Annotated in this window: 17 protein-coding genes; 15 read left to right on the top strand and 2 right to left on the bottom strand. The window is 70.7% G+C overall.

All coding sequences use genetic code 11. The features are described 5' to 3' along the window. Positions 1–90 precede the first annotated feature (90 nt). The 7 genes from J3P30_RS02555 to typA all read left to right on the top strand — a co-directional run bounded on the left by J3P30_RS02555 (position 91) and on the right by typA (position 9,939). Positions 91–1,020 (top strand): ABC transporter permease, encoded by a 930-nt coding sequence (locus tag J3P30_RS02555; protein ID WP_210479382.1) that lies wholly within the window; start codon positions 91–93, stop codon positions 1,018–1,020. Next, on the top strand, positions 1,010–1,981 hold the full coding sequence (locus J3P30_RS02550) for an ABC transporter permease (RefSeq protein WP_210479381.1): 972 nt from the start codon (positions 1,010–1,012) through the stop codon (positions 1,979–1,981). Before J3P30_RS02555 ends, J3P30_RS02550 begins: the two co-directional genes overlap by 11 nt. Beyond that, a complete protein-coding gene (locus tag J3P30_RS02545; RefSeq protein WP_210479380.1) occupies positions 1,978–3,735 on the top strand; it encodes an ABC transporter ATP-binding protein in 1,758 nt (585 codons plus the stop codon). The genes J3P30_RS02550 and J3P30_RS02545 overlap by 4 nt, the downstream gene beginning before the upstream one ends. Before the next feature lie 224 nt (positions 3,736–3,959). Further along, a complete protein-coding gene (locus tag J3P30_RS02540; protein ID WP_210479379.1) occupies positions 3,960–4,748 on the top strand; it encodes a DeoR/GlpR family DNA-binding transcription regulator in 789 nt (262 codons plus the stop codon). Next, positions 4,745–5,716, top strand: coding sequence for a 1-phosphofructokinase family hexose kinase (locus tag J3P30_RS02535; protein ID WP_210479378.1), 972 nt, complete (start codon positions 4,745–4,747; stop codon positions 5,714–5,716). The genes J3P30_RS02540 and J3P30_RS02535 overlap by 4 nt, the downstream gene beginning before the upstream one ends. A gap of 11 nt (positions 5,717–5,727) precedes the next feature. Next, positions 5,728–7,776, top strand: a complete 2,049-nt coding sequence (locus J3P30_RS02530) for a fructose-specific PTS transporter subunit EIIC (RefSeq protein ID WP_210479377.1) — start codon at positions 5,728–5,730, stop codon at positions 7,774–7,776. Positions 7,777–8,031: 255 nt separating this feature from the next. After that, positions 8,032–9,939, top strand: a complete 1,908-nt coding sequence (gene typA, locus J3P30_RS02525) for a translational GTPase TypA (RefSeq protein ID WP_210479376.1) — start codon at positions 8,032–8,034, stop codon at positions 9,937–9,939. 252 nt (positions 9,940–10,191) lie between these two features. On the opposite strand, the gene J3P30_RS02520 is transcribed toward typA, so the two are convergent. Continuing rightward, positions 10,192–10,524, bottom strand: coding sequence for a YciI family protein (locus tag J3P30_RS02520; protein ID WP_210479375.1), 333 nt, complete (start codon positions 10,522–10,524; stop codon positions 10,192–10,194). Between the two features lie 184 nt (positions 10,525–10,708). On the opposite strand from J3P30_RS02520, the gene J3P30_RS02515 reads away from it, so the two are divergent. From J3P30_RS02515 to J3P30_RS02495, 5 genes are all read left to right on the top strand, one after another. Next, complete coding sequence (locus J3P30_RS02515; RefSeq protein WP_210479374.1) at positions 10,709–11,101, top strand: VOC family protein; 393 nt, start codon at positions 10,709–10,711, stop codon at positions 11,099–11,101. Between the two features lie 108 nt (positions 11,102–11,209). After that, positions 11,210–11,674, top strand: coding sequence for a hypothetical protein (locus J3P30_RS02510; protein ID WP_210479373.1), 465 nt, complete (start codon positions 11,210–11,212; stop codon positions 11,672–11,674). Positions 11,675–11,832: 158 nt separating this feature from the next. Continuing rightward, positions 11,833–12,279 carry a hypothetical protein gene (locus J3P30_RS02505; protein ID WP_210479372.1) on the top strand — a complete coding sequence of 149 codons (447 nt, stop codon included), beginning with the start codon at positions 11,833–11,835 and terminating at the stop codon, positions 12,277–12,279. Beyond that, complete coding sequence (gene fdxA / locus J3P30_RS02500; protein WP_210479371.1) at positions 12,276–12,599, top strand: ferredoxin; 324 nt, start codon at positions 12,276–12,278, stop codon at positions 12,597–12,599. Before J3P30_RS02505 ends, fdxA begins: the two co-directional genes overlap by 4 nt. Before the next feature lie 110 nt (positions 12,600–12,709). Beyond that, positions 12,710–14,008 carry a citrate synthase gene (locus tag J3P30_RS02495; protein WP_210479370.1) on the top strand — a complete coding sequence of 433 codons (1,299 nt, stop codon included), beginning with the start codon at positions 12,710–12,712 and terminating at the stop codon, positions 14,006–14,008. 166 nt (positions 14,009–14,174) lie between these two features. Here the strand turns inward: J3P30_RS02495 and dapD are convergent, their stop codons facing one another. After that, positions 14,175–15,134, bottom strand: a complete 960-nt coding sequence (gene dapD, locus J3P30_RS02490) for a 2,3,4,5-tetrahydropyridine-2,6-dicarboxylate N-succinyltransferase (RefSeq protein WP_210479369.1) — start codon at positions 15,132–15,134, stop codon at positions 14,175–14,177. Positions 15,135–15,209: 75 nt separating this feature from the next. Here dapD and dapE point away from each other — a divergent pair, with 75 nt between their 5' ends. The 3 genes from dapE to J3P30_RS02475 all read left to right on the top strand — a co-directional run bounded on the left by dapE (position 15,210) and on the right by J3P30_RS02475 (position 17,773). Beyond that, positions 15,210–16,292 (top strand): succinyl-diaminopimelate desuccinylase, encoded by a 1,083-nt coding sequence (dapE, locus tag J3P30_RS02485; RefSeq protein ID WP_210479368.1) that lies wholly within the window; start codon positions 15,210–15,212, stop codon positions 16,290–16,292. Next, positions 16,268–17,497, top strand: a complete 1,230-nt coding sequence (locus tag J3P30_RS02480) for a hypothetical protein (protein WP_307807368.1) — start codon at positions 16,268–16,270, stop codon at positions 17,495–17,497. The genes dapE and J3P30_RS02480 overlap by 25 nt, the downstream gene beginning before the upstream one ends. A gap of 102 nt (positions 17,498–17,599) precedes the next feature. After that, positions 17,600–17,773: a DUF3117 domain-containing protein gene (locus tag J3P30_RS02475; RefSeq protein WP_210479367.1), complete on the top strand. Its 174-nt coding sequence runs from the start codon at positions 17,600–17,602 to the stop codon at positions 17,771–17,773. The last annotated feature ends 20 nt before the right edge of the window (positions 17,774–17,793 follow it).

The following is a 17,793-nucleotide window of genomic DNA, read 5'->3' as shown; positions in this document are numbered from 1 at the left end:
CGGCAGCGCAAGCTGCCGCCCCACCGTTCTGATCGGCCGGTACACCGGAGGTAACTTCTACTCATGCTCAGCGGAAACCAGGGCTGAACGTTGGCGTACTACATCGTCCGGCGCCTCCTGCAGGCGATTCCCGTGCTCATCGGCACGACGTTCCTCATCTACTTCATGGTCTTCGCCATGCCGGGGAACCCGCTGCTGACCCTCTTCGGCGATCGGACCCCGCCGCCCGCTCTTCTCGAGCGCCTCGAGCAGCAGTACCTGCTCGACCAGCCGTTCATCATCCAGTACCTGAACTACCTGGGGAACGTGGTCACGGGCAACTTCGGGATCTCGTTCTCGGGTCAGTCGGTGAACGACATCCTCGCCCGCACGTTCCCCGTCACGCTCCGCCTCGCCTTCCTGGCGATCACCATCGAGATGGTCATCGCCCTCTCGGTCGGCCTCATCAGCGGCCTGCGCAAGGGCGGGATCTTCGACGCGAGTGCGCTCGTCGTGAGCCTGCTGCTCATCTCGCTCCCGATCTTCGTGCTCTGCTTCATCGCCCAGTTCTTCTTCGCGGTGCAGCTCGGCTGGTTCAGTCCCACCGTGGGGGCCGACGCCTCCATACCGAAGCTGATCCTCCCGGCCATCGTGCTGGCCCTCTTCGTGGTCGCGACGGCGATCCGCCTGACGCGCGCCTCGGTCATCGAGACCTCCACGGCGGACTTCGTGCGCACGGCCTACAGCAAGGGGCTGGGGCGCCGCCGGGTCGTGCCGGTGCACATCCTCCGCAACTCGCTGATCCCGGTCACGACCCAGCTCGGCGCCGACTTCGGCCTGCTGATCGTCGGCGCCACGGTCACCGAGGGCATCTTCAACGTCCCGGGCGTCGGGAACACCCTCTACCAGGCGATCATCCGCGGAGAGCGACCGACGGTCGTCTCCTTCGTCACCGTGATGGTGCTGCTGTACCTGATCGTCAACATCCTGATCGACCTCATCTACGCCGTGCTCGACCCGAGGATCCGCTATGTCAAGTGACACGACCATCGGCCGGAAGACGCGGTCCGCGAATCACTACGTCGCGGACGTCGACGAGACCCCGGTCGCCGAGGTCGACGCGGTCAAGCTCGACGAGAAGCCCAGCAACCTGTGGCGGGACGCCTGGCGCGACCTGCGGCGTCGCCCGATCTTCTGGATCTCGGGCGTGCTCATCCTCTTCATCGCGTTCGTCGCGCTGTTCCCCGGACTCTTCACGTCGACGCCGCCGAACAGCGGCTGCCTGCTCGCCAACAGCAACGGCGGCCCGGCCCCCGGACACCCGCTCGGCTTCACGAAGCAGGGCTGCGACATCTACTCGCGGATCATTCACGGGACGTCGACGTCGCTCTCGGTCGGCTTCATCGTCATCGCGCTGACGACGGTCACCGGGGTCGTGTTCGGGGCGCTGGCCGGCTTCTTCGGCGGCTTCCTCGACACGGTCCTGATGCGCGTGGGCGACATCTTCTTCTCGATCCCCTACATCCTCGCGGCCGTCGTGATCATGTCGGTGTTCTCGGAGAACCGGAACATCGTCGTCATCGCCCTCGCGATCGGCGTGTTCGCCTGGCCGACCACCGCGCGCGTCCTGCGATCCGAGGTGCTGCGGGTCAAGAACTCCGACTTCGTCATGGCGGCCACGGCCACGGGCCTGTCCAAGATGGCGATCCTGTTCCGGCACGTCCTGCCCAACTCCATCGCGCCGGTCATCGTGGTGACCACGCTGTCGCTCGGCGCCGCCATCACCGCGGAGGCGACGCTGTCCTTCCTCGGCGTCGGGCTTCCCCCGAGCGAGTTCATGTCGTGGGGCAACGACATCAGCCAGGCGCAGCGCGACCTGCGGACGGACCCGCAGACCCTGATCTGGCCGTCCATCGCGCTCACCACCACGGTGCTGAGCTTCATCCTGCTCGGTGAGGCGCTGCGCGACGCACTCGATCCGAAGGCGAGGGCTCTCCGATGAGCGCAGCCGTCCCCGCGGGCGCCGTCCCCGCATCCGCCCCCGGTGGGCCGCTCCTCGAGGTCCGGAACCTCGAGGTCGGCTTCCGCACGCAGGGCGGCATGGTGACCGCACTCAACGGCGTCAGCTTCACGATCGAGCAGGGCGAGTCCGTCGCCATCGTGGGCGAGTCCGGGTCGGGCAAGTCGACGACCGCGCACGCGATCATCAACCTCCTCCCCGGCAGCGGGCGCATCACCGGGGGTCAGGTCCTGTTCGAGGGCCGCGACCTGGCGACCGCCAGCCGTCAGGAGCTCGAGGAGGTGCGCGGCAAGCGCATCGGGTTCGTGCCGCAGGACCCGATGTCGAACCTGAACCCCGTGTGGAGCGTCGGGTTCCAGGTCGAGGAGACGATCCGTGCCAACGGCCTCGCGACCGGCAAGCGCGAGGTGCGCAAGAAGGCGATCGAGGTCCTCCAGCAGGCGGGCCTCCAGGACGCGGACCGGCGGCTGCGCCAGTTCCCGCACCAGTTCTCGGGCGGCATGCGCCAGCGCGTGCTGATCGGCATCGGCCTCGCCTCCAGCCCGCGCCTGCTCATCGCGGACGAGCCCACCTCGGCCCTCGACGTGACCGTGCAGCGGCGGATCCTCGACCACCTCGAGTCGCTGACGGAGACGGTCGGCACCTCGCTGCTCTTCATCACGCACGACCTGGGCCTCGCGGCGGAGCGGGCCGAGAAGCTGATCGTGATGTACAAGGGCAAGATCGTCGAGGCGGGTCCCTCGCTCGAGATCCTGCAGAACCCGCTCCACCCCTACACGCAGCGGCTCATCGCCGCCGCGCCGAGCCTCGCCTCGCGGCGGATCCAGGCCAGCGGGCAGCACCTGGGCTCGCTCGCGCACACCGAGGCCGCACCGGCGTCCGGATTCGACCTCATCACCGCGGCGGAGGAGCGCGCGGAGCAGGTCGAGGCGGCGCCGCGCGAGCCGGCCGTCGTGGTCGAGAACCTGACCAAGGTGTTCAAGATCCGCTCCGGGGGGTTCAAGTCCGTCGACTTCACCGCGGTCGACGACGTCTCCTTCTCGATCCAGAAGGGGACGACGACCGCACTGGTCGGGGAGTCGGGCTCCGGGAAGTCCACGGTCGCGAAGCTCCTGCTGAAGCTCGAGAACGCGACCAGCGGGTCCATCTCGGTGCAGGGGCGACGGATCGAGAGCCTGCGCGGACGGGAGCTGCTCTCACTGCGCCGGGCCATGCAGCCGGTCTTCCAGGACCCGTACGGGTCGCTCGACCCGCTCACGAACATCGGCAACACGATCGCCGAACCCCTGAAGGTCCACAAGGTGGGCGACCGCGCCAGCCGTCGCGAGCGCGTGTTCGAGCTGCTCGACCAGGTGTCCCTGCCGAGAGTCATCGCCGGGCGGTATCCGAACGAGCTCTCCGGCGGCCAGCGCCAGCGCGTCGCGATCGCCCGCGCACTCGCCCTGAAGCCCGACATCGTCGTGCTCGACGAGGCGGTGTCCGCGCTCGACGTGCTCGTGCAGGCCCAGATCCTGCGCCTCCTCGCGGAGCTGCAGGGCGAGCTCGGCCTCACGTACCTCTTCATCACGCACGACCTCGCGGTCGTCCGCGTCATCGCGGACAACGTGTGCGTGATGCAGAAGGGCCGGATCGTGGAGGCGGCCAGCACGGACCAGGTCTTCGGCTCTCCGCAGGAGCAGTACACCCGCGACCTCCTCGACGCCATCCCGGGAGCCGGCATCCAGCTCGGCGTCTGATCCCGGGCGCTCTCCTGGCGCTCAACAGGCATTTCCTGCTTCAGCAGGCGGAATCGGGCCGATTCTGCCTGCTGAAGTCGTTTCTGCCTGTTGAGCGCGAGTGCGCGGCCGGATTCGCCGGGGGCACGGACTGTTGTTGCCGTTGATTTCTGTTGGTTCTTCTGCGTATAGTTGGCGCGCCTGAGGGAATCGAAGGCAAACCAACAGACTCAAAGGTGAGGCAGATGTACGCACCGGAGCGGCAGGCGGCCATCTCGGCCGTGATCTCCGCAGAGGGACGCGCAGGGGTCGCAGAGCTGGCCGAGCGCTTCGACGTCACGACGGAGACCATCCGGCGGGACCTCGACGCCCTCGAGCGGGCCGGACTGATCCGCCGCGTGCACGGCGGAGCCGTCGCGCCGGACAGGGGCAGCGTCGTGGAGCGCCCCGTGCTCCAGCGCAACGACGTCGCCCGTTCGGCCAAGTCGCGCATCGCCCAGGCGGCGCTCCCGTTCGTCCCCGCCGACTCGGCATCGGCGCTGCTCCTGGACGCCGGCACCAGCGTCGGCGCTCTCGCCGAGCTCCTGCTCGACTGGCGCGGTCCACAGCCGGAGGACGCGCTCCCGGTCATCACCCACTCGGTCACCGTCGCCGCGCTCCTCGCCCGGTCCGCCAGCATCGACCTGCACGTGCTCGGGGGCCGGGTCCGCCGGGTCACGGACGCCGCCGTCGGCCCGACGACGCTGGAGCAGATCTCCCGGCTCCGCCCGGATGTCGCCGTCCTCGGCACGAACGGGATCTCCGCCGCCGCCGGCCTCACCACTCCCGACGAGGCCGAGGCCGCGGTCAAGGCCGCCATGGTTCGCGCCGCGCGCCGTGTCATCGTCCTCGCCGACTCCTCGAAGCTCGAGGAGGAGACGCTCGTGGTCTTCGCCGGGCTCGCCGACATCGACGTGCTGGTCACCGACGCCGAGCCCCCCGCCGCTCTCGCCCGCGCCCTCGCCGACGCCGACGTCGACGTGGTGATCGCGTGATCGTCACCCTCACGGCGAACCCGTCGCTCGACCGCACGGTGGAGCTTCCCGGCCGGCTCGAGCGCGGCGCCGTGCTGCGCGCCACGGCGTCCACCGCGACGCCCGCCGGCAAGGGAGTCAATGTCAGCCTCGCCCTGCACCGCTTCGGCGGAGATACCGTCGCAGTGCTTCCCGGCCGGGCGTCCGAGCCGCTGGTCGCGGCCCTCGTCGCCGCCCGGGTGCCCGTCGAGCCGGTCGCCATCGAGGGTGCGCTGCGCTCCAACCTCACGCTCACCGAGGCGGACGGCACGACGACCAAGGTCAACGAGCCGGGACCCCTGCTGAGCGGCGAGGAGTGGGAGCGCCTCGCCGCGGCGGTCCTCGCCCACGCCCGCACGGGCGCGTGGGTCGCCCTGTGCGGCTCCCTGCCGCCCGGCGTCCCGCTCGACGCGTACGCGGGCCTCGCCCGCGCGGTCAGCGCCCTCGGTGCGCGCGTCGCGGTCGACACCTCCGGCGCCGCGGCCTCCGCCACCGTCGGGGAGGCCCCCGTCGACCTGGTCAAGCCGAACGCGGAGGAGCTCGTCGAGCTCACCGGCGACCGGCATGATCCCGCCGCCGTGGAGGCGGACCCTCTGCTGGCCGCCGAGCTCGCGGGCCGACTGCTCCGCCGCGACGTCGGCGCGGTGCTCTGCACCCTCGGCTCCGCCGGCGCCCTGCTCGTCACGCAGGCGGGAGCCTGGCACGCGCCGGCGCCCGTCATCCAGCCGCGCAGCACCGTCGGCGCGGGGGACTCGGCCCTCGCCGGATACCTCCTCGCCGACACCCGCGGCGCCCAGGCGGACGAGCGGCTGCGCCGCGCGGTCGCGCACGGCGCCGCCGCGGCGGCCCTGCCCGGCAGCGAGATGCCGGCGCCCGCCGACGTCCACGATCTCCTTCCCCTCGTATCCGTCACCTCCCTCCCCCTCACCGGCATCGCCGCCGGGCACTGAAAGGAACCCTCATGACCGACCTCATCACCCGCGATCTCGTCCTGCTGGACGCCGATCTCGGACCCGAGCGGCGCGATGTCATCCACGCGCTCGCCGAGCGGGTCGTGGCCGCCGGACGCGCGACCGAAGCGGACTCCCTGTTCGCCGACGCCTGGGAGCGCGAGAGCAAGGGCGACACCGGCATCCCGGGCGGCATCGCGATCCCGCACTGCCGCTCCGCCGCGGTGACCCAGCCCGCCCTCGTGATGGCGCGCCTGAAGCCCCCGGTCGACTTCGGCGCCTTCGACGGACCGGCCGACATCGTCTTCATGATCGCGGCGCCCGAGGGGGCGCACTCCGACCATCTCCAGCTCCTCGCGAAGCTCGCGCGGTCGCTCATGCTCCCCGAGTTCCTCGAGGAGCTGCGCGCCGCCGCGACGCAGGACGACATCGTCGCCATCGTCGGACGCGCCCTCGCCGAGGAGGAGGAGCCCGAGGCCGCGCCGGCCGGCTCGGCCTCGTCCGCTCCCACCGGAGCAGTGGCGAGCGCGGAGGCGGCGAGCTCGGGCGCGCCGACGCTCGTCGCCGTCACCGCATGCCCGACCGGCATCGCCCACACGTACATGGCAGCGGACGCCCTCGTCGCCGCGGCGAAGCGCGCGGGCGCCGAGCTCAAGGTCGAGACGCAGGGCTCGGCGGGCGCCAAGCCGCTCGACCAGAGCGTGATCGACCGCGCGGACGCCGTCATCTTCGCGGTGGACGTCGACGTGCGCGACCGCGCCCGCTTCGCCGGCAAGCCTGTGGTGCAGGGGCCCGTGAAGCGCGGCGTGGACCGGCCGGACGAGATGGTCGCCGAGGCCCTCGCGGCCGCGAAGGACCCGAACGCGCGCCGCGTGACCGGCGGTGAGAGCGCGGCTGCCGCATCCACCGCCGAGGAGAAGAACGAGCACTTCGGCCTCAAGCTCAAGCGCTGGCTGCTCACGGGCGTCAGCTACATGATCCCGTTCGTCGCAGGTGGCGGTCTGCTCATCGCCCTCGGGTTCCTGCTCGCGGGCTACCAGGTCAACGAGGTGGCGACCGACGTCGTCATCAACAACTCGCTGTGGAACCTGCCGGCCGGAGGACTGGGCGAGTACCTCGGCTCCGTTGCGTTCACGATCGGCGTCACCTCGATGGGCTTCCTCGTCGCCGCGCTCGCCGGATACATCGCCTACGCCATCGCGGACAGGCCCGGCATCGCTCCCGGCTTCGTCGCCGGCGCCGTGGCCGCGTTCATGAACGCGGGCTTCCTGGGCGGTCTCGTCGGCGGCCTGCTCGCCGGCTGGGCGGCGTGGCTGATCGGCCGGCCCGCGGTTCCCCGCTGGCTCCGCGGCCTCATGCCCGTCGTGATCATCCCGCTCGGTGCGTCGATCGTCGCGTCCGGCCTCATGCTGATGATCCTCGGCGGTCCGATCGCCGCCCTCATGACGGGCCTCAGCGACTGGCTGTCCTCGCTGACGGGCGCCGGAGCGATCCTCCTCGGCCTGATCCTCGGCACGATGATGGCGTTCGACCTCGGCGGCCCGGTCAACAAGGTGGCCTACGCCTTCGCGGTCGCGGGTCTCGGCGCGGGCAGCCTCGACAACCAGGCGCCCTGGCAGATCATGGCCACCGTGATGGCCGCGGGGATGGTCCCGCCGATCGCCATGGCTCTCGCCACGGTGATCGACCGGAAGATCTTCAGCGTCGCGGAGCAGGAGAACGGCAAGGCGGCGTGGCTGCTGGGTGCCGCCTTCATCTCCGAGGGTGCGATCCCGTTCGCGGCCGCCGACCCCCTGCGCGTGCTGCCCGCCGGCATCGTCGGCTCCGCCCTCACCGGCGCGCTGGTCATGGGCACGGGCCTCACCTCGCAGGCTCCGCACGGCGGCATCTTCGTGTTCTTCGCGATCAACAACGCCCTGCTGTGGGCGCTGTGGATCATCGTCGGAGCCGTCGTCTCGGCCCTCCTCGTCGTGGCGCTCAAGCGCTGGGTGCGCCGCCGCCCGACGGAGGAGCAGGAGCAGGCCGCCGCCTCCCCGGCTGCGGTGCCCGCCACGGTCTGATCCCTATCGAGACAGGAGGGGCTCGCCGTTCGCGGCGGCCCCTCCGTCGTCGTGGGCGGGGTCCGTGCTGGAGCCGGTTCGGCCTGTCGAGCGCGAGGGATTTCGGCGCGTCGAGCGCGGGAAGTGCCTGTGAGCGCACCGCACGAGGCCCACCGGGCGCGTCGGCGGGGTTAGACTGAAGGACTGCTGGGGCTGCGTTCCGCCCTTCAGCGTCTCCGGCCGTCGTCGGCCCCTCTTCTTCCAAGGATGTTTCCCATGGCGTCAGCCGCGCGCTCCGACCTGCGAAACGTGGCGATCGTCGCCCACGTCGACCACGGCAAGACCACCCTCGTCGACGCCATGCTGCGTCAGACGCACTCCTTCGCCGAGCACGCCCACGTCGAGGACCGGGCGATGGACTCGAACGAGCTCGAGCGCGAGAAGGGGATCACGATCCTCGCCAAGAACACCGCGATCTCGTACAACGGCGCCCACGCCGACGGCAGCCCGATCACCATCAACGTGATCGACACCCCTGGCCACGCGGACTTCGGCGGCGAGGTCGAGCGCGGCCTCTCGATGGTCGACGGCGTCGTCCTGCTCGTCGACGCGAGTGAGGGGCCGTTGCCGCAGACGCGCTTCGTGCTCCGCAAGGCGCTCGCCGCGAAGCTTCCCGTGATCCTCGTCGTCAACAAGACCGACCGGCCGGACGCGCGGATCCCCGAGGTCGTCGAGGAGAGCCACGACCTCCTGCTCGGCCTCGCCGGCGACCTCTCGGACGAGGTCCCGGACCTCGACCTGGACGCGATCCTCGACGTCCCGGTCGTGTATGCATCGGGCCGTGCCGGCGCCGCGAGCCGGACCGAGCCCGCGAACGGCGAGCTGCCCGACAACGCGGACCTCGAGCCGCTGTTCGAGGCGATCCTCACCCACATCCCGGCGCCGACCTACGATCCCGAGCACCCGCTGCAGGCCCACGTCACCAACCTCGACGCGTCGCCGTTCCTCGGCCGCATCGCCCTCCTGCGCATCTTCCAGGGCGAGCTGAAGAAGGGCCAGACGGTCGCCTGGGTCCGTCACGACGGCTCGACCCAGAACGTCCGGATCACCGAGCTCCTGAAGACGAAGGCGCTCGAGCGCTTCCCCGCCGAGTCGGCGTCCGCCGGCGACATCGTCGCCGTCGCCGGCATCGAGGAGATCACGATCGGCGAGACGCTCGCCGACCCCGAGGACGTGCGGCCGCTGCCCGCGATCACCGTGGACGACCCGGCGATCTCGATGCTCATCGGCACCAACACCTCCCCGCTCGCGGGCAAGGTGAAGGGCTCCAAGGTCACCGCCCGCATGGTCAAGGACCGCCTGGACCGCGAGCTCATCGGCAACGTGTCGATCAAGGTCGTCGACGTCGGCCGCCCCGACGCGTGGGAGGTGCAGGGCCGCGGCGAGCTGGCGCTGGCCATCCTCGTCGAGCAGATGCGCCGCGAAGGGTACGAGCTCACGGTCGGCAAGCCGCAGGTCGTGACGAAGACCATCGACGGCAAGCTGCACGAGCCCTTCGAGCAGCTGACGATCGACGCGCCCGAGGAGCACCTCGGCGCGATCACCCAGCTGCTCGCCGGCCGCCGAGGCCGCATGGAGTCCATGTCGAACCACGGCACGGGCTGGGTCCGGATGGAGTTCCTGGTCCCGTCGCGCGGCCTCATCGGGTTCCGGACGGAGTTCCTCACCGTGACGCGCGGCACGGGCATCGCGAACGCCATCTCGCACGGCTACGAGCCGTGGGCGGGCCCGATCACGACCCGCAACAGCGGCTCCCTCGTCGCCGACCGGTCCGGCGTCGTGACCACGAACGCCCTCATCGCGCTGCAGTCCCGCGGCACCTTCTTCGTCGAGCCGACGCAGGAGGTGTACGAGGGCATGGTCATCGGCGAGAACTCGCGTCCCGAGGACATGGACGTCAACATCACCAAGGAGAAGCAGCTCAACAACATCCGCTCCTCCACCGCGGATGAGCTGGAGCGCCTCACCCCGCCGCGCAAGCTGTCGCTCGAGGAGAGCCTCGAGTTCGCGCGCGAGGACGAGTGCGTCGAGGTGACGCCGACGGCGATCCGCATCCGCAAGGTGGAGCTCGACCAGACCTCCCGCGCGCGGGCGGCCTCCCGCCTGAAGAAGCAGGCCGGCTGACCGTACTGGAGTCCGCCCTCCGGGCGGTACCGGGCATCAGGAAGCGGCACTGCGGGGCCGGGACCGCGGTACTGCGCGGATCAGGAAAGTCGACGCCGATCAGGACGCGCGGCCGGTTCCGCGCGCCGATCAGGAGGACACGCCGCGTCGCGGCGCGCCCTTCCTGATCGGCGCCGTGCCGGTCGAGAGGAAAGGCGGCATCTCGCCGCACTTGTCCTGATCCGCGTCGCGAGCCACTCGCTGCTGTCGGGGTCAGTCGAGCGGCCAGAGGGCGCGCAGCTCGATCCGGCCGAAGCGCGCCATCGGGTGCCGGGACGCGAGGTCGATCGCCTCGTCCAGGTCCGCGCACTCGAGCAGGTCGTAGCCGACGATCACCTCCTTCGTCTCGGCGAACGGACCGTCGGTGACGGAGAGCCGGCCGTCGCGCACGCGCACGGTCTTGGCCTCCTCGGCGGGCCGGAGGCGGTCGCCGTCGAGGTGGGCGCCCCGGGCGGTCACCTCCTCGAACCACTCCTCGACGTTGTCCTCCTCGGCGGAGTACGGCTCCGCCTTGGGATCGGTCGCGACGAGCATCAGGATGCGCATGGGGTCCTCCTCGGAAGGTTCTGTCGTTCCTACGTCGATCCGCGGCCGCGCACTTCGACACTCGCGGGGCTCCCACTTTCGCCGATCGGCGGCGCGCTCGCCCAGCATCGGTGCGTATGAAGGGGGAGAGACACGCGGCGGTCGGGCGAGGACGCGCGTACAGTGCTGGCCGGAGGGAGCACCGATGAGGATCACGACGGCGAGCGTGTTCGTGGACGACCAGGAGAAGGCGCTGACGTTCTACACGTCGGTGCTGGGGTTCCTGCCGAGGACCGACATCCCGTCCGGGGAGTACCGCTGGCTGACGGTGGTGTCGCCCGAGGCCCCGGATGCGGTGGAGCTCCTCCTGGAGCCGGCCTCTCATCCCGCGGTGAAGCCCTTCACGTCCGCCCTCGTCGCGGACGGGATCCCCTTCACGAGCTTCGGAGTCGCGGACGTGCGAGCCGAGTACGAGCGGCTGCTCGGACTGGGCGTGCGCTTCACACAGGAGCCCCAGACGAATGGGCCGCTCACCACGGCCATCCTCGACGACACCTGCGGCAACCTGATCCAGATCGCGAGCCTCCAGCCCGCCTGACCGGGGGAACCGGTCGGCGCGCTCTGGAACGGCCCTCCTCAGTGTGCTCACGGCTGCCGGGACCGGCGGCCCTGGTCGCTGTCAGAGGCCCTGGCTATCCTCGGCACCATGCCCTCCCGATCTCTTCGCCCCGCGCTCGCCCTGCTGCTCGGGGCCGCACTGCTGCCCGGGCTCGCGGGCTGCGGCTTCAACCCGGTCGAGTCCTTCATTGAGGGCGCGACGGGCGGGGGAGTGGACCTGGGCGGCAACCAGATCCCGGAGGGCTTCCCCTCCGACGAGGTGCCGCTCTATGACGGCGAAGTGACCTACGGCATCGCGATCGGCGACGAGGCGGGCAAGGCGTTCAACGTCACCATCCGGGTGCCGGATGCCGCCGCCGGCGAGCAGATTCGGAGCGACCTCGAGGCGGCGGGCTTCACCCTGCTGGGCGGCACCGATCCGACCTCCCAGGGCGGGGCGGCGTACGACGGCGAGAACTGGAGCGTCGTCGTGGTGCTGACCCAGGAGAGCGACAGCAGCTGGCTCGCCAACTACACCGTCACCCCGAAGAACTCGACCGCCGGAACGCAGTAGCGCGCAGCGCTCGGGAGGGCGCTGCTCCTGAACCGGGCCCGGCGGTGTCCGCTCAACCCCGGGCCGGGACGGTCAGGAGCAAGCGCGGCCCGGCCGCGCCCGTCTCACCGGCCCTGCCCCACCGGGGAGAGGTCAGAAGCCGCGGCGTAGAATGCCGCGTGCTCACGGACCCGGATCGGCCCTCGCTCGCCGCGCGCCTCGGCGGTGCGGCGTCCTGCCTCGTGCTCGGCTTCGTGACCGGTGCGATCGGCACGTTCGCGCATCAGACGACCTGGGCCGTCGGCCCGCTCCGGCTCCCGCTCGGGCTCGTGGTGGCGCTGGCGGCCGTGACGTGCCTCGTCGTCGGGATCCGGCTGGCGCTGGACTCGCGCCTCCACGCGGGCCTCGCCGTCGCCGGGATTCTGGCCGCCGCGGGGCTGTTCGCCCTTCCGGGGCCGAGCGGGTCCGCGCTGCTTCCCGCGAACCTCCCCGGATACGCGTGGACGTTCGGACCGGCCATCGTCGGAGGGCTCGTGCTGGCCTGGCCGCGGGTGCCCCTGCGCCGCGGTGCGGGGGCGCGGCCGACCGGGTGGGATACTGGGAGGGGAGAGGACGGCATCCAGTGACCTATGTGATCGCACTGCCCTGCGTCGACGTCAAGGACCGCGCCTGCATCGACGAGTGTCCCGTCGACTGCATCTACGAGGGCGACCGGATGCTCTACATCCACCCCGACGAGTGCGTGGACTGCGGAGCGTGCGAGCCGGTCTGCCCGGTCGAGGCGATCTACTACGAGGACGACCTCCCGGACCAGTGGGCCGACTACTACAAGGCCAACGTCGAGTTCTTCGAGGACATCGGGTCCCCGGGCGGTGCCGCCAAAGTCGGCGTGATCCCGAAGGACCACCCGATCGTGTCCGCCGTCCCGCCGGGCGCGAACGCCTGATATCCGCGCAGCCCAGGCGATGTGACCGGACTCCCGGCACGCCCTAGGCTGATGCGGTGTCCTCCGCCACAAGCGGGGGTCGTCCCCTGAGACCAATCGGAGGAGGCGCCGTGGGCGAAGTCGGCCAGGCTGGGAACGCGCAGAACGTCACGCTCACCTATCCCGGCGGCACCGCCGAGTTCCCGGTGATCCCGAGCGTGGACGGCGCCTCGAGCATCGATGTCTCGACGCTGACGCGGAAGACCGGCTTGACCGCCCTCGACCAGGGCTTCGTCAACACCGCCTCGACGCGCTCGGCGATCACGTACATCGACGGCGAGAAGGGCATCCTCCGCTACCGCGGCTACCCGATCGAGGAGCTCGCCCAGCAGTCCACGTACCTTGAGGTCGCGTGGCTGCTCATCTACGGCGAGCTGCCCACCGCGGACGAGCTCGCCGAGTTCGACGAGAAGATCCGCCGCCACACCCTCCTGCACGAGGACCTCAAGCGCTTCTTCGCCGCGCTGCCGCACACGGCGCACCCGATGTCCGTCCTGTCGAGCGCCGTCTCCGCGTTGTCGACGTACTACGAGGACTCGCTCAGCGTCCACGACCCGAAGCAGGTCGAGATCTCCACGATCCGGCTGCTCGCGAAGCTGCCCGTGATCGCGGCGTACGCGCACAAGAAGGCGCTCGGCCAGGCGTTCCTCTACCCGGACAACTCGCTGAGCTTCGTCGACAACTTCCTGCGGCTCAACTTCGGCACCATGGCCGAGCCGTACGAGGTGAACCCCGTCCTCTCGAAGGCGCTCGACCGCCTCCTGATCCTGCACGAGGACCACGAGCAGAACGCCTCCACCTCGACCGTCCGCCTGGTCGGATCGACCGAGGCGAACATCTTCGCGTCCATCTCGGCGGGCATCAACGCGCTCTACGGACCCCTGCACGGCGGCGCGAACGAGGCCGTCCTGCGCATGCTCGCGCAGATCCGCGACTCGGGCGAGGGCGTCCAGAAGTTCGTGGAGCGGGTGAAGAAGAAGGAAGAGGGCGTGCGGCTGATGGGGTTCGGCCACCGCGTCTACAAGAGCTACGACCCGCGGGCCAAGCTCGTGAAGGAGAGCGCGGACGAGGTCCTCGACGCGCTCGGCGTGCAGGACCCCCTGCTCGACCTCGCCCGCGAGCTCGAGCAGATCGCGCTCGCCGACGACTACTTCATCCAGCGCAAGCTGTACCCGAACGTCGACTTCTACACGGGCGTCATCTACAAGGCGATGGGCTTCCCGGCGCGGATGTTCACGGTGCTCTTCGCGATCGGCCGGCTGCCCGGCTGGATCGCGCACTGGCGCGAGATGAACGACGACCCGGCCACGAAGATCGGCCGCCCGCAGCAGCTGTACGTCGGCCCGGCGGAGCGCCACATCTCCCGCTGACGCGGCTTCCCGCGGCGACCGGGGCCGGATCGGCGCAATCGGCAACCCGGGCCCCATCGCAACACGGGCCGTATCGGCGAGATCGGGCCGAATCGCCGGCCCGGAAACGCCGAACCGGCCCCCGGTTACGAGCGCGCCTCGCCGCGCACAGGCGCGGCCGAGGGTGCTAGGCGTGCAGGGCCGCGTTCAGCTCGATGCCCTGGCCTCTGCGCGGGACCGCCTCCACCGCGCCCGTGACGGAGTTGCGGCGGAACAGCAGGTTCGGCACCCCGGAGAGCTCACGGGCCTTGACGGTCGGCGGCGTCCCGTCGGCGGACGGCGCCGAGCCGACCAGGACGACCTTCGTGCCGGCGGTGACGTACAGGCCCGCCTCAACGACGGTGTCGTCGCCGATCGAGATCCCCACACCGGCGTTCGCGCCGAGCAGCGCGCGCCGGCCGATGACGACGCGCTCGGTGCCGCCGCCGGAGAGCGTCCCCATGATCGAGGCGCCGCCGCCGATGTCGGAGCCGTCGCCGACCACGACGCCCTGCGAGATGCGGCCCTCGACCATCGATGTCCCGAGCGTGCCCGCGTTGTAGTTGACGAAGCCCTCGTGCATCACGACGGTTCCCGGTGCGAGATGCGCTCCAAGCCGGACGCGCGACGCGTCGGCGATGCGGACGCGATCGGGCAGCACGTAGTCGGTCAGTCGCGGGAAGCGGTCGACGCCCTGAACCTGGATGCCCGCACGCTGCAGGGCGCTCCGGCGGGTCATCACGGCGTCCGGGTGCATGGGCCCCGCCGTCGTCCACGCGACGTTCGGAAGCTGACCGAAGATCCCGTCGAGGTTGATGGTGTTGGGCGCGACGAGCCGGTGCGACAGCAGATGGAGGCGGAGGTACGCGTCGGAGGTCGAGCCGGGCGCGCGGTCGAGGTCGATCTCCACGGTGACGGTGTCGATGCGCACATCCCGCCGTGCGTCGGCTCCGGCCTGCTCCTGCAGCTGCTTGGGCGCGATCCAGCGGTCCCGTCCTGCGGGGAAGGCGCCGAGCTTCGGCTCCGGGAACCAGGTGTCGAGCACGGTCCCCTCCGACGCCACCGTCGCCAGTCCGTAGCCCCAGGCCTTCCGCTCGTCCTTCGCCATGGCTCCAGGGTATCGATCGGCCGGTCGGGGGCTGGGCGCGGGGGCTCGCCGCTTTTCGCTGGGTAGGGTGATCGCATGCCGTCGCTCGACCTCACCATGTCGTCGATCGATCTGACCCGCACCATCTGCGACATCGACTCCGTCTCCGACCGCGAGGGACCGCTCGCCGACCTCATCGAGGAGAGCGTGTCCGCGGTTCCGCACCTGCGCGTCACCCGCCACGGCGACACCATCGTGGCGAGGACCGAGCTGGGGCGGGAGCAGCGGGTCGTGATCGCCGGACACATCGACACCGTGCCGATCAACGGCAACGTGCCGACCCGCTTCGAGACGATCGACGGCGTCGAGTACCTCTGGGGTCGGGGGACGGTCGACATGAAGGCGGGGGTGGCCGTGCAGCTGAAGCTCGCGGCCGAGCTCGCGGAGCCCGTCGCCGACATCACGTGGATCTGGTACGACCACGAGGAGGTGTCGGAGGCGAAGAACGGCCTCAACCGGCTCTCCCAGACGTCCCCGGAGCTCCTCGCCGGCGACTTCGCCATCCTCGGCGAGCCGACCCGGTCGCAGATCGAGGGCGGCTGCAACGGCAACCTGCGCGCCGAGATCCGCACCCGCGGCCTCCGCGCGCACTCCGCCCGGTCCTGGGTGGGCGACAATGCGATCCACAAGGCCGCGCCGATCCTCGACCGGCTCGCGGCGTACGAGGCCCGCAGCGTCGAGGTGGACGGCCTGGTCTACCGGGAGGGGCTCAACGCGGTGGGCATCACCGGCGGGATCGCGGGCAACGTGATTCCGGACGAGTGCATGGTGCACGTCAACTACCGCTTCGCGCCGAGTCGCAGCGCCGAGGAGGCGGTCGCGCACATCCACGAGGTCTTCGACGGCTTCGAGATCGAGATCGTCGACCTCGCGGCCGGGGCACGTCCCGGACTGGACGCCCCGATCGCCCAGCACTTCGTGGCGGCGGTCGGCGGCACGCCCATGCCGAAGTACGGATGGACCGATGTGGCCCGCTTCTCGCGCCTCGGCATCCCGGCCATCAACTACGGCCCCGGCGACCCGGTGAAGGCGCACGCGGACGACGAGCGGGTTCCGGTCGAGCAGATCACGGACTGCGAGCGCGGGCTGCGCGCGTGGCTGACGGGGGCGGACAGCTGAGCTCCGCCGTCGCCGTCGAGGCGCCGCGGCGGGAGTCGCTCTGGCGACGGACGCCGTGGTGGGCTCGCGTGCTGTTCGTCTACGGCGGTGCCCGCGCGCTCACGACGATCGCGCTCGCGTTCACGGCGGGCCAGCTCACGCCGCAGTCGCGGGCGGGCGCCGATCCGGACTTCTTCTCCTACTCCGCCCTCTGGGACGGCTACTGGTACTGGTACATCGCCGCCGTCGGCTATCCCACGGAACTGCCTCTGGACGCTGCCGGCTACGTCGCGGAGAACCAGTGGGCGTTCATGCCCGTCTACCCCTTCCTCGTCTCGGCGCTGGCCGCGCTCAGCGGTGCGTGGTGGCCGGTCGCCGCGTTCACGGTCTCGCTGCTGTTCGGGTTCGGCGCGGCCGTCCTGCTCTACCGCCTCTTCCTGCTGCGCCTCGACGAGGACCAGGCGTTCTTCGGCGTCGTGATCTTCTCCGTGTCGCCGCTGTCGTTCATCTTCCAGATGGCATACGCCGAGGCGATGCACACGTTCCTGCTCGTGCTCGCGCTGTATCTCCTGATCCGGCGCAAGTGGGGCTGGCTCTTCCCGGTCACGGCCGTGATGGCGCTGACCCGGCCGTCCGGTCTCGCCTTCGCGCTGACCCTCGCCCTCTACTGGCTCGTGCGCCTGGTCCAGCGGGACAGGGATCCGTTCCCGCGGCGCGAGCAGGTCGTCGTGGGCGGTCTCGCGGTGTTCAGCGGCGTCATGGGCCTGTTCTGGCCGGCGGCCGCCTGGATCGCCACGGGCTCCATCACGGCCTACACCGACACCGAGCTGGCCTGGCGCGCGCCCATCATCGGGCACCAGCACCTGGTGCCCTTCGCCCCCTGGTTCCAGGCCTTCGACTTCTACCTCGGCGCCCCGCTCGGCGCGATCGTCGTCGTGCTGATCGTCGGGGCGTTCGCGCTCTCGCTCGTCCTCCCGTCCGTTCGGCGGCTCGGCGTCGAGATGCGGCTGTGGGTCGTGAGCTACGCCCTCTACCTGCTGGCCGTCTTCTTCCCCCAGTCCAGCACGTTCCGCCTCCTGATCCCGATGTTCCCGCTCGCCGGCGCTCTCGCTCAGCCGCGCTCGGTGCTCTACCGGATCTCGGTGATCGTCGTCTCGCTGGTCCTCCAGTTCGGCTGGCTCTGGCTGACGTGGGGTCCGGTCAGCTCCTGGTGGACCGTTCCCTGACGCCCGGCTCGGTGTCCCCTGAGCGCCCGATGGGCCGCCGCTTTGGCGCATGTCGGCGCGCTACGGGATAATGGAGGCTGAACCTCAGAAAGGGGAAGCTCCATGGCCGCTATGAAGCCGCGCACCGGAGACGGGCCTATGGAGGCCGTCAAGGAGGGCAGGCTCATCATCGTGCGGGTCCCGCTCGAAGGTGGTGGCCGTCTCGTGGTCTCCGTGAACGACGCAGAGGCCAGGGAACTGCACGACGCGCTCGGAGCCGTCGTCGGGGCCAGCTGAGCCTCAGCATCCTCAGGGCG

Source organism: Naasia sp. SYSU D00948, from assembly GCF_017916515.1.
Taxonomy (GTDB): domain Bacteria; phylum Actinomycetota; class Actinomycetes; order Actinomycetales; family Microbacteriaceae; genus Naasia.
Note: the sequence above shows the minus strand (reverse complement) of the source record. Positions and strands in the feature narration are given on the sequence as shown.

What these genes read in the sequence shown, in the direction of transcription:
- J3P30_RS02515 (WP_210479374.1), top strand. Translation starts at nt 10,709, where the DNA reads ATGAGGATCACGACGGCGAGCGTGTTCGTGGACGACCAGGAGAAGGCG.
- dapD (WP_210479369.1), bottom strand. Translation starts at nt 15,134, where the DNA reads ATGGCGAAGGACGAGCGGAAGGCCTGGGGCTACGGACTGGCGACGGTG.
- dapE (WP_210479368.1), top strand. Translation starts at nt 15,210, where the DNA reads ATGCCGTCGCTCGACCTCACCATGTCGTCGATCGATCTGACCCGCACC.
- J3P30_RS02475 (WP_210479367.1), top strand. Translation starts at nt 17,600, where the DNA reads ATGGCCGCTATGAAGCCGCGCACCGGAGACGGGCCTATGGAGGCCGTC.
- J3P30_RS02545 (WP_210479380.1), top strand. Translation starts at nt 1,978, where the DNA reads ATGAGCGCAGCCGTCCCCGCGGGCGCCGTCCCCGCATCCGCCCCCGGT.
- J3P30_RS02520 (WP_210479375.1), bottom strand. Translation starts at nt 10,524, where the DNA reads ATGCGCATCCTGATGCTCGTCGCGACCGATCCCAAGGCGGAGCCGTAC.
- J3P30_RS02530 (WP_210479377.1), top strand. Translation starts at nt 5,728, where the DNA reads ATGACCGACCTCATCACCCGCGATCTCGTCCTGCTGGACGCCGATCTC.
- J3P30_RS02540 (WP_210479379.1), top strand. Translation starts at nt 3,960, where the DNA reads ATGTACGCACCGGAGCGGCAGGCGGCCATCTCGGCCGTGATCTCCGCA.
- J3P30_RS02550 (WP_210479381.1), top strand. Translation starts at nt 1,010, where the DNA reads ATGTCAAGTGACACGACCATCGGCCGGAAGACGCGGTCCGCGAATCAC.
- typA (WP_210479376.1), top strand. Translation starts at nt 8,032, where the DNA reads ATGGCGTCAGCCGCGCGCTCCGACCTGCGAAACGTGGCGATCGTCGCC.
- J3P30_RS02510 (WP_210479373.1), top strand. Translation starts at nt 11,210, where the DNA reads ATGCCCTCCCGATCTCTTCGCCCCGCGCTCGCCCTGCTGCTCGGGGCC.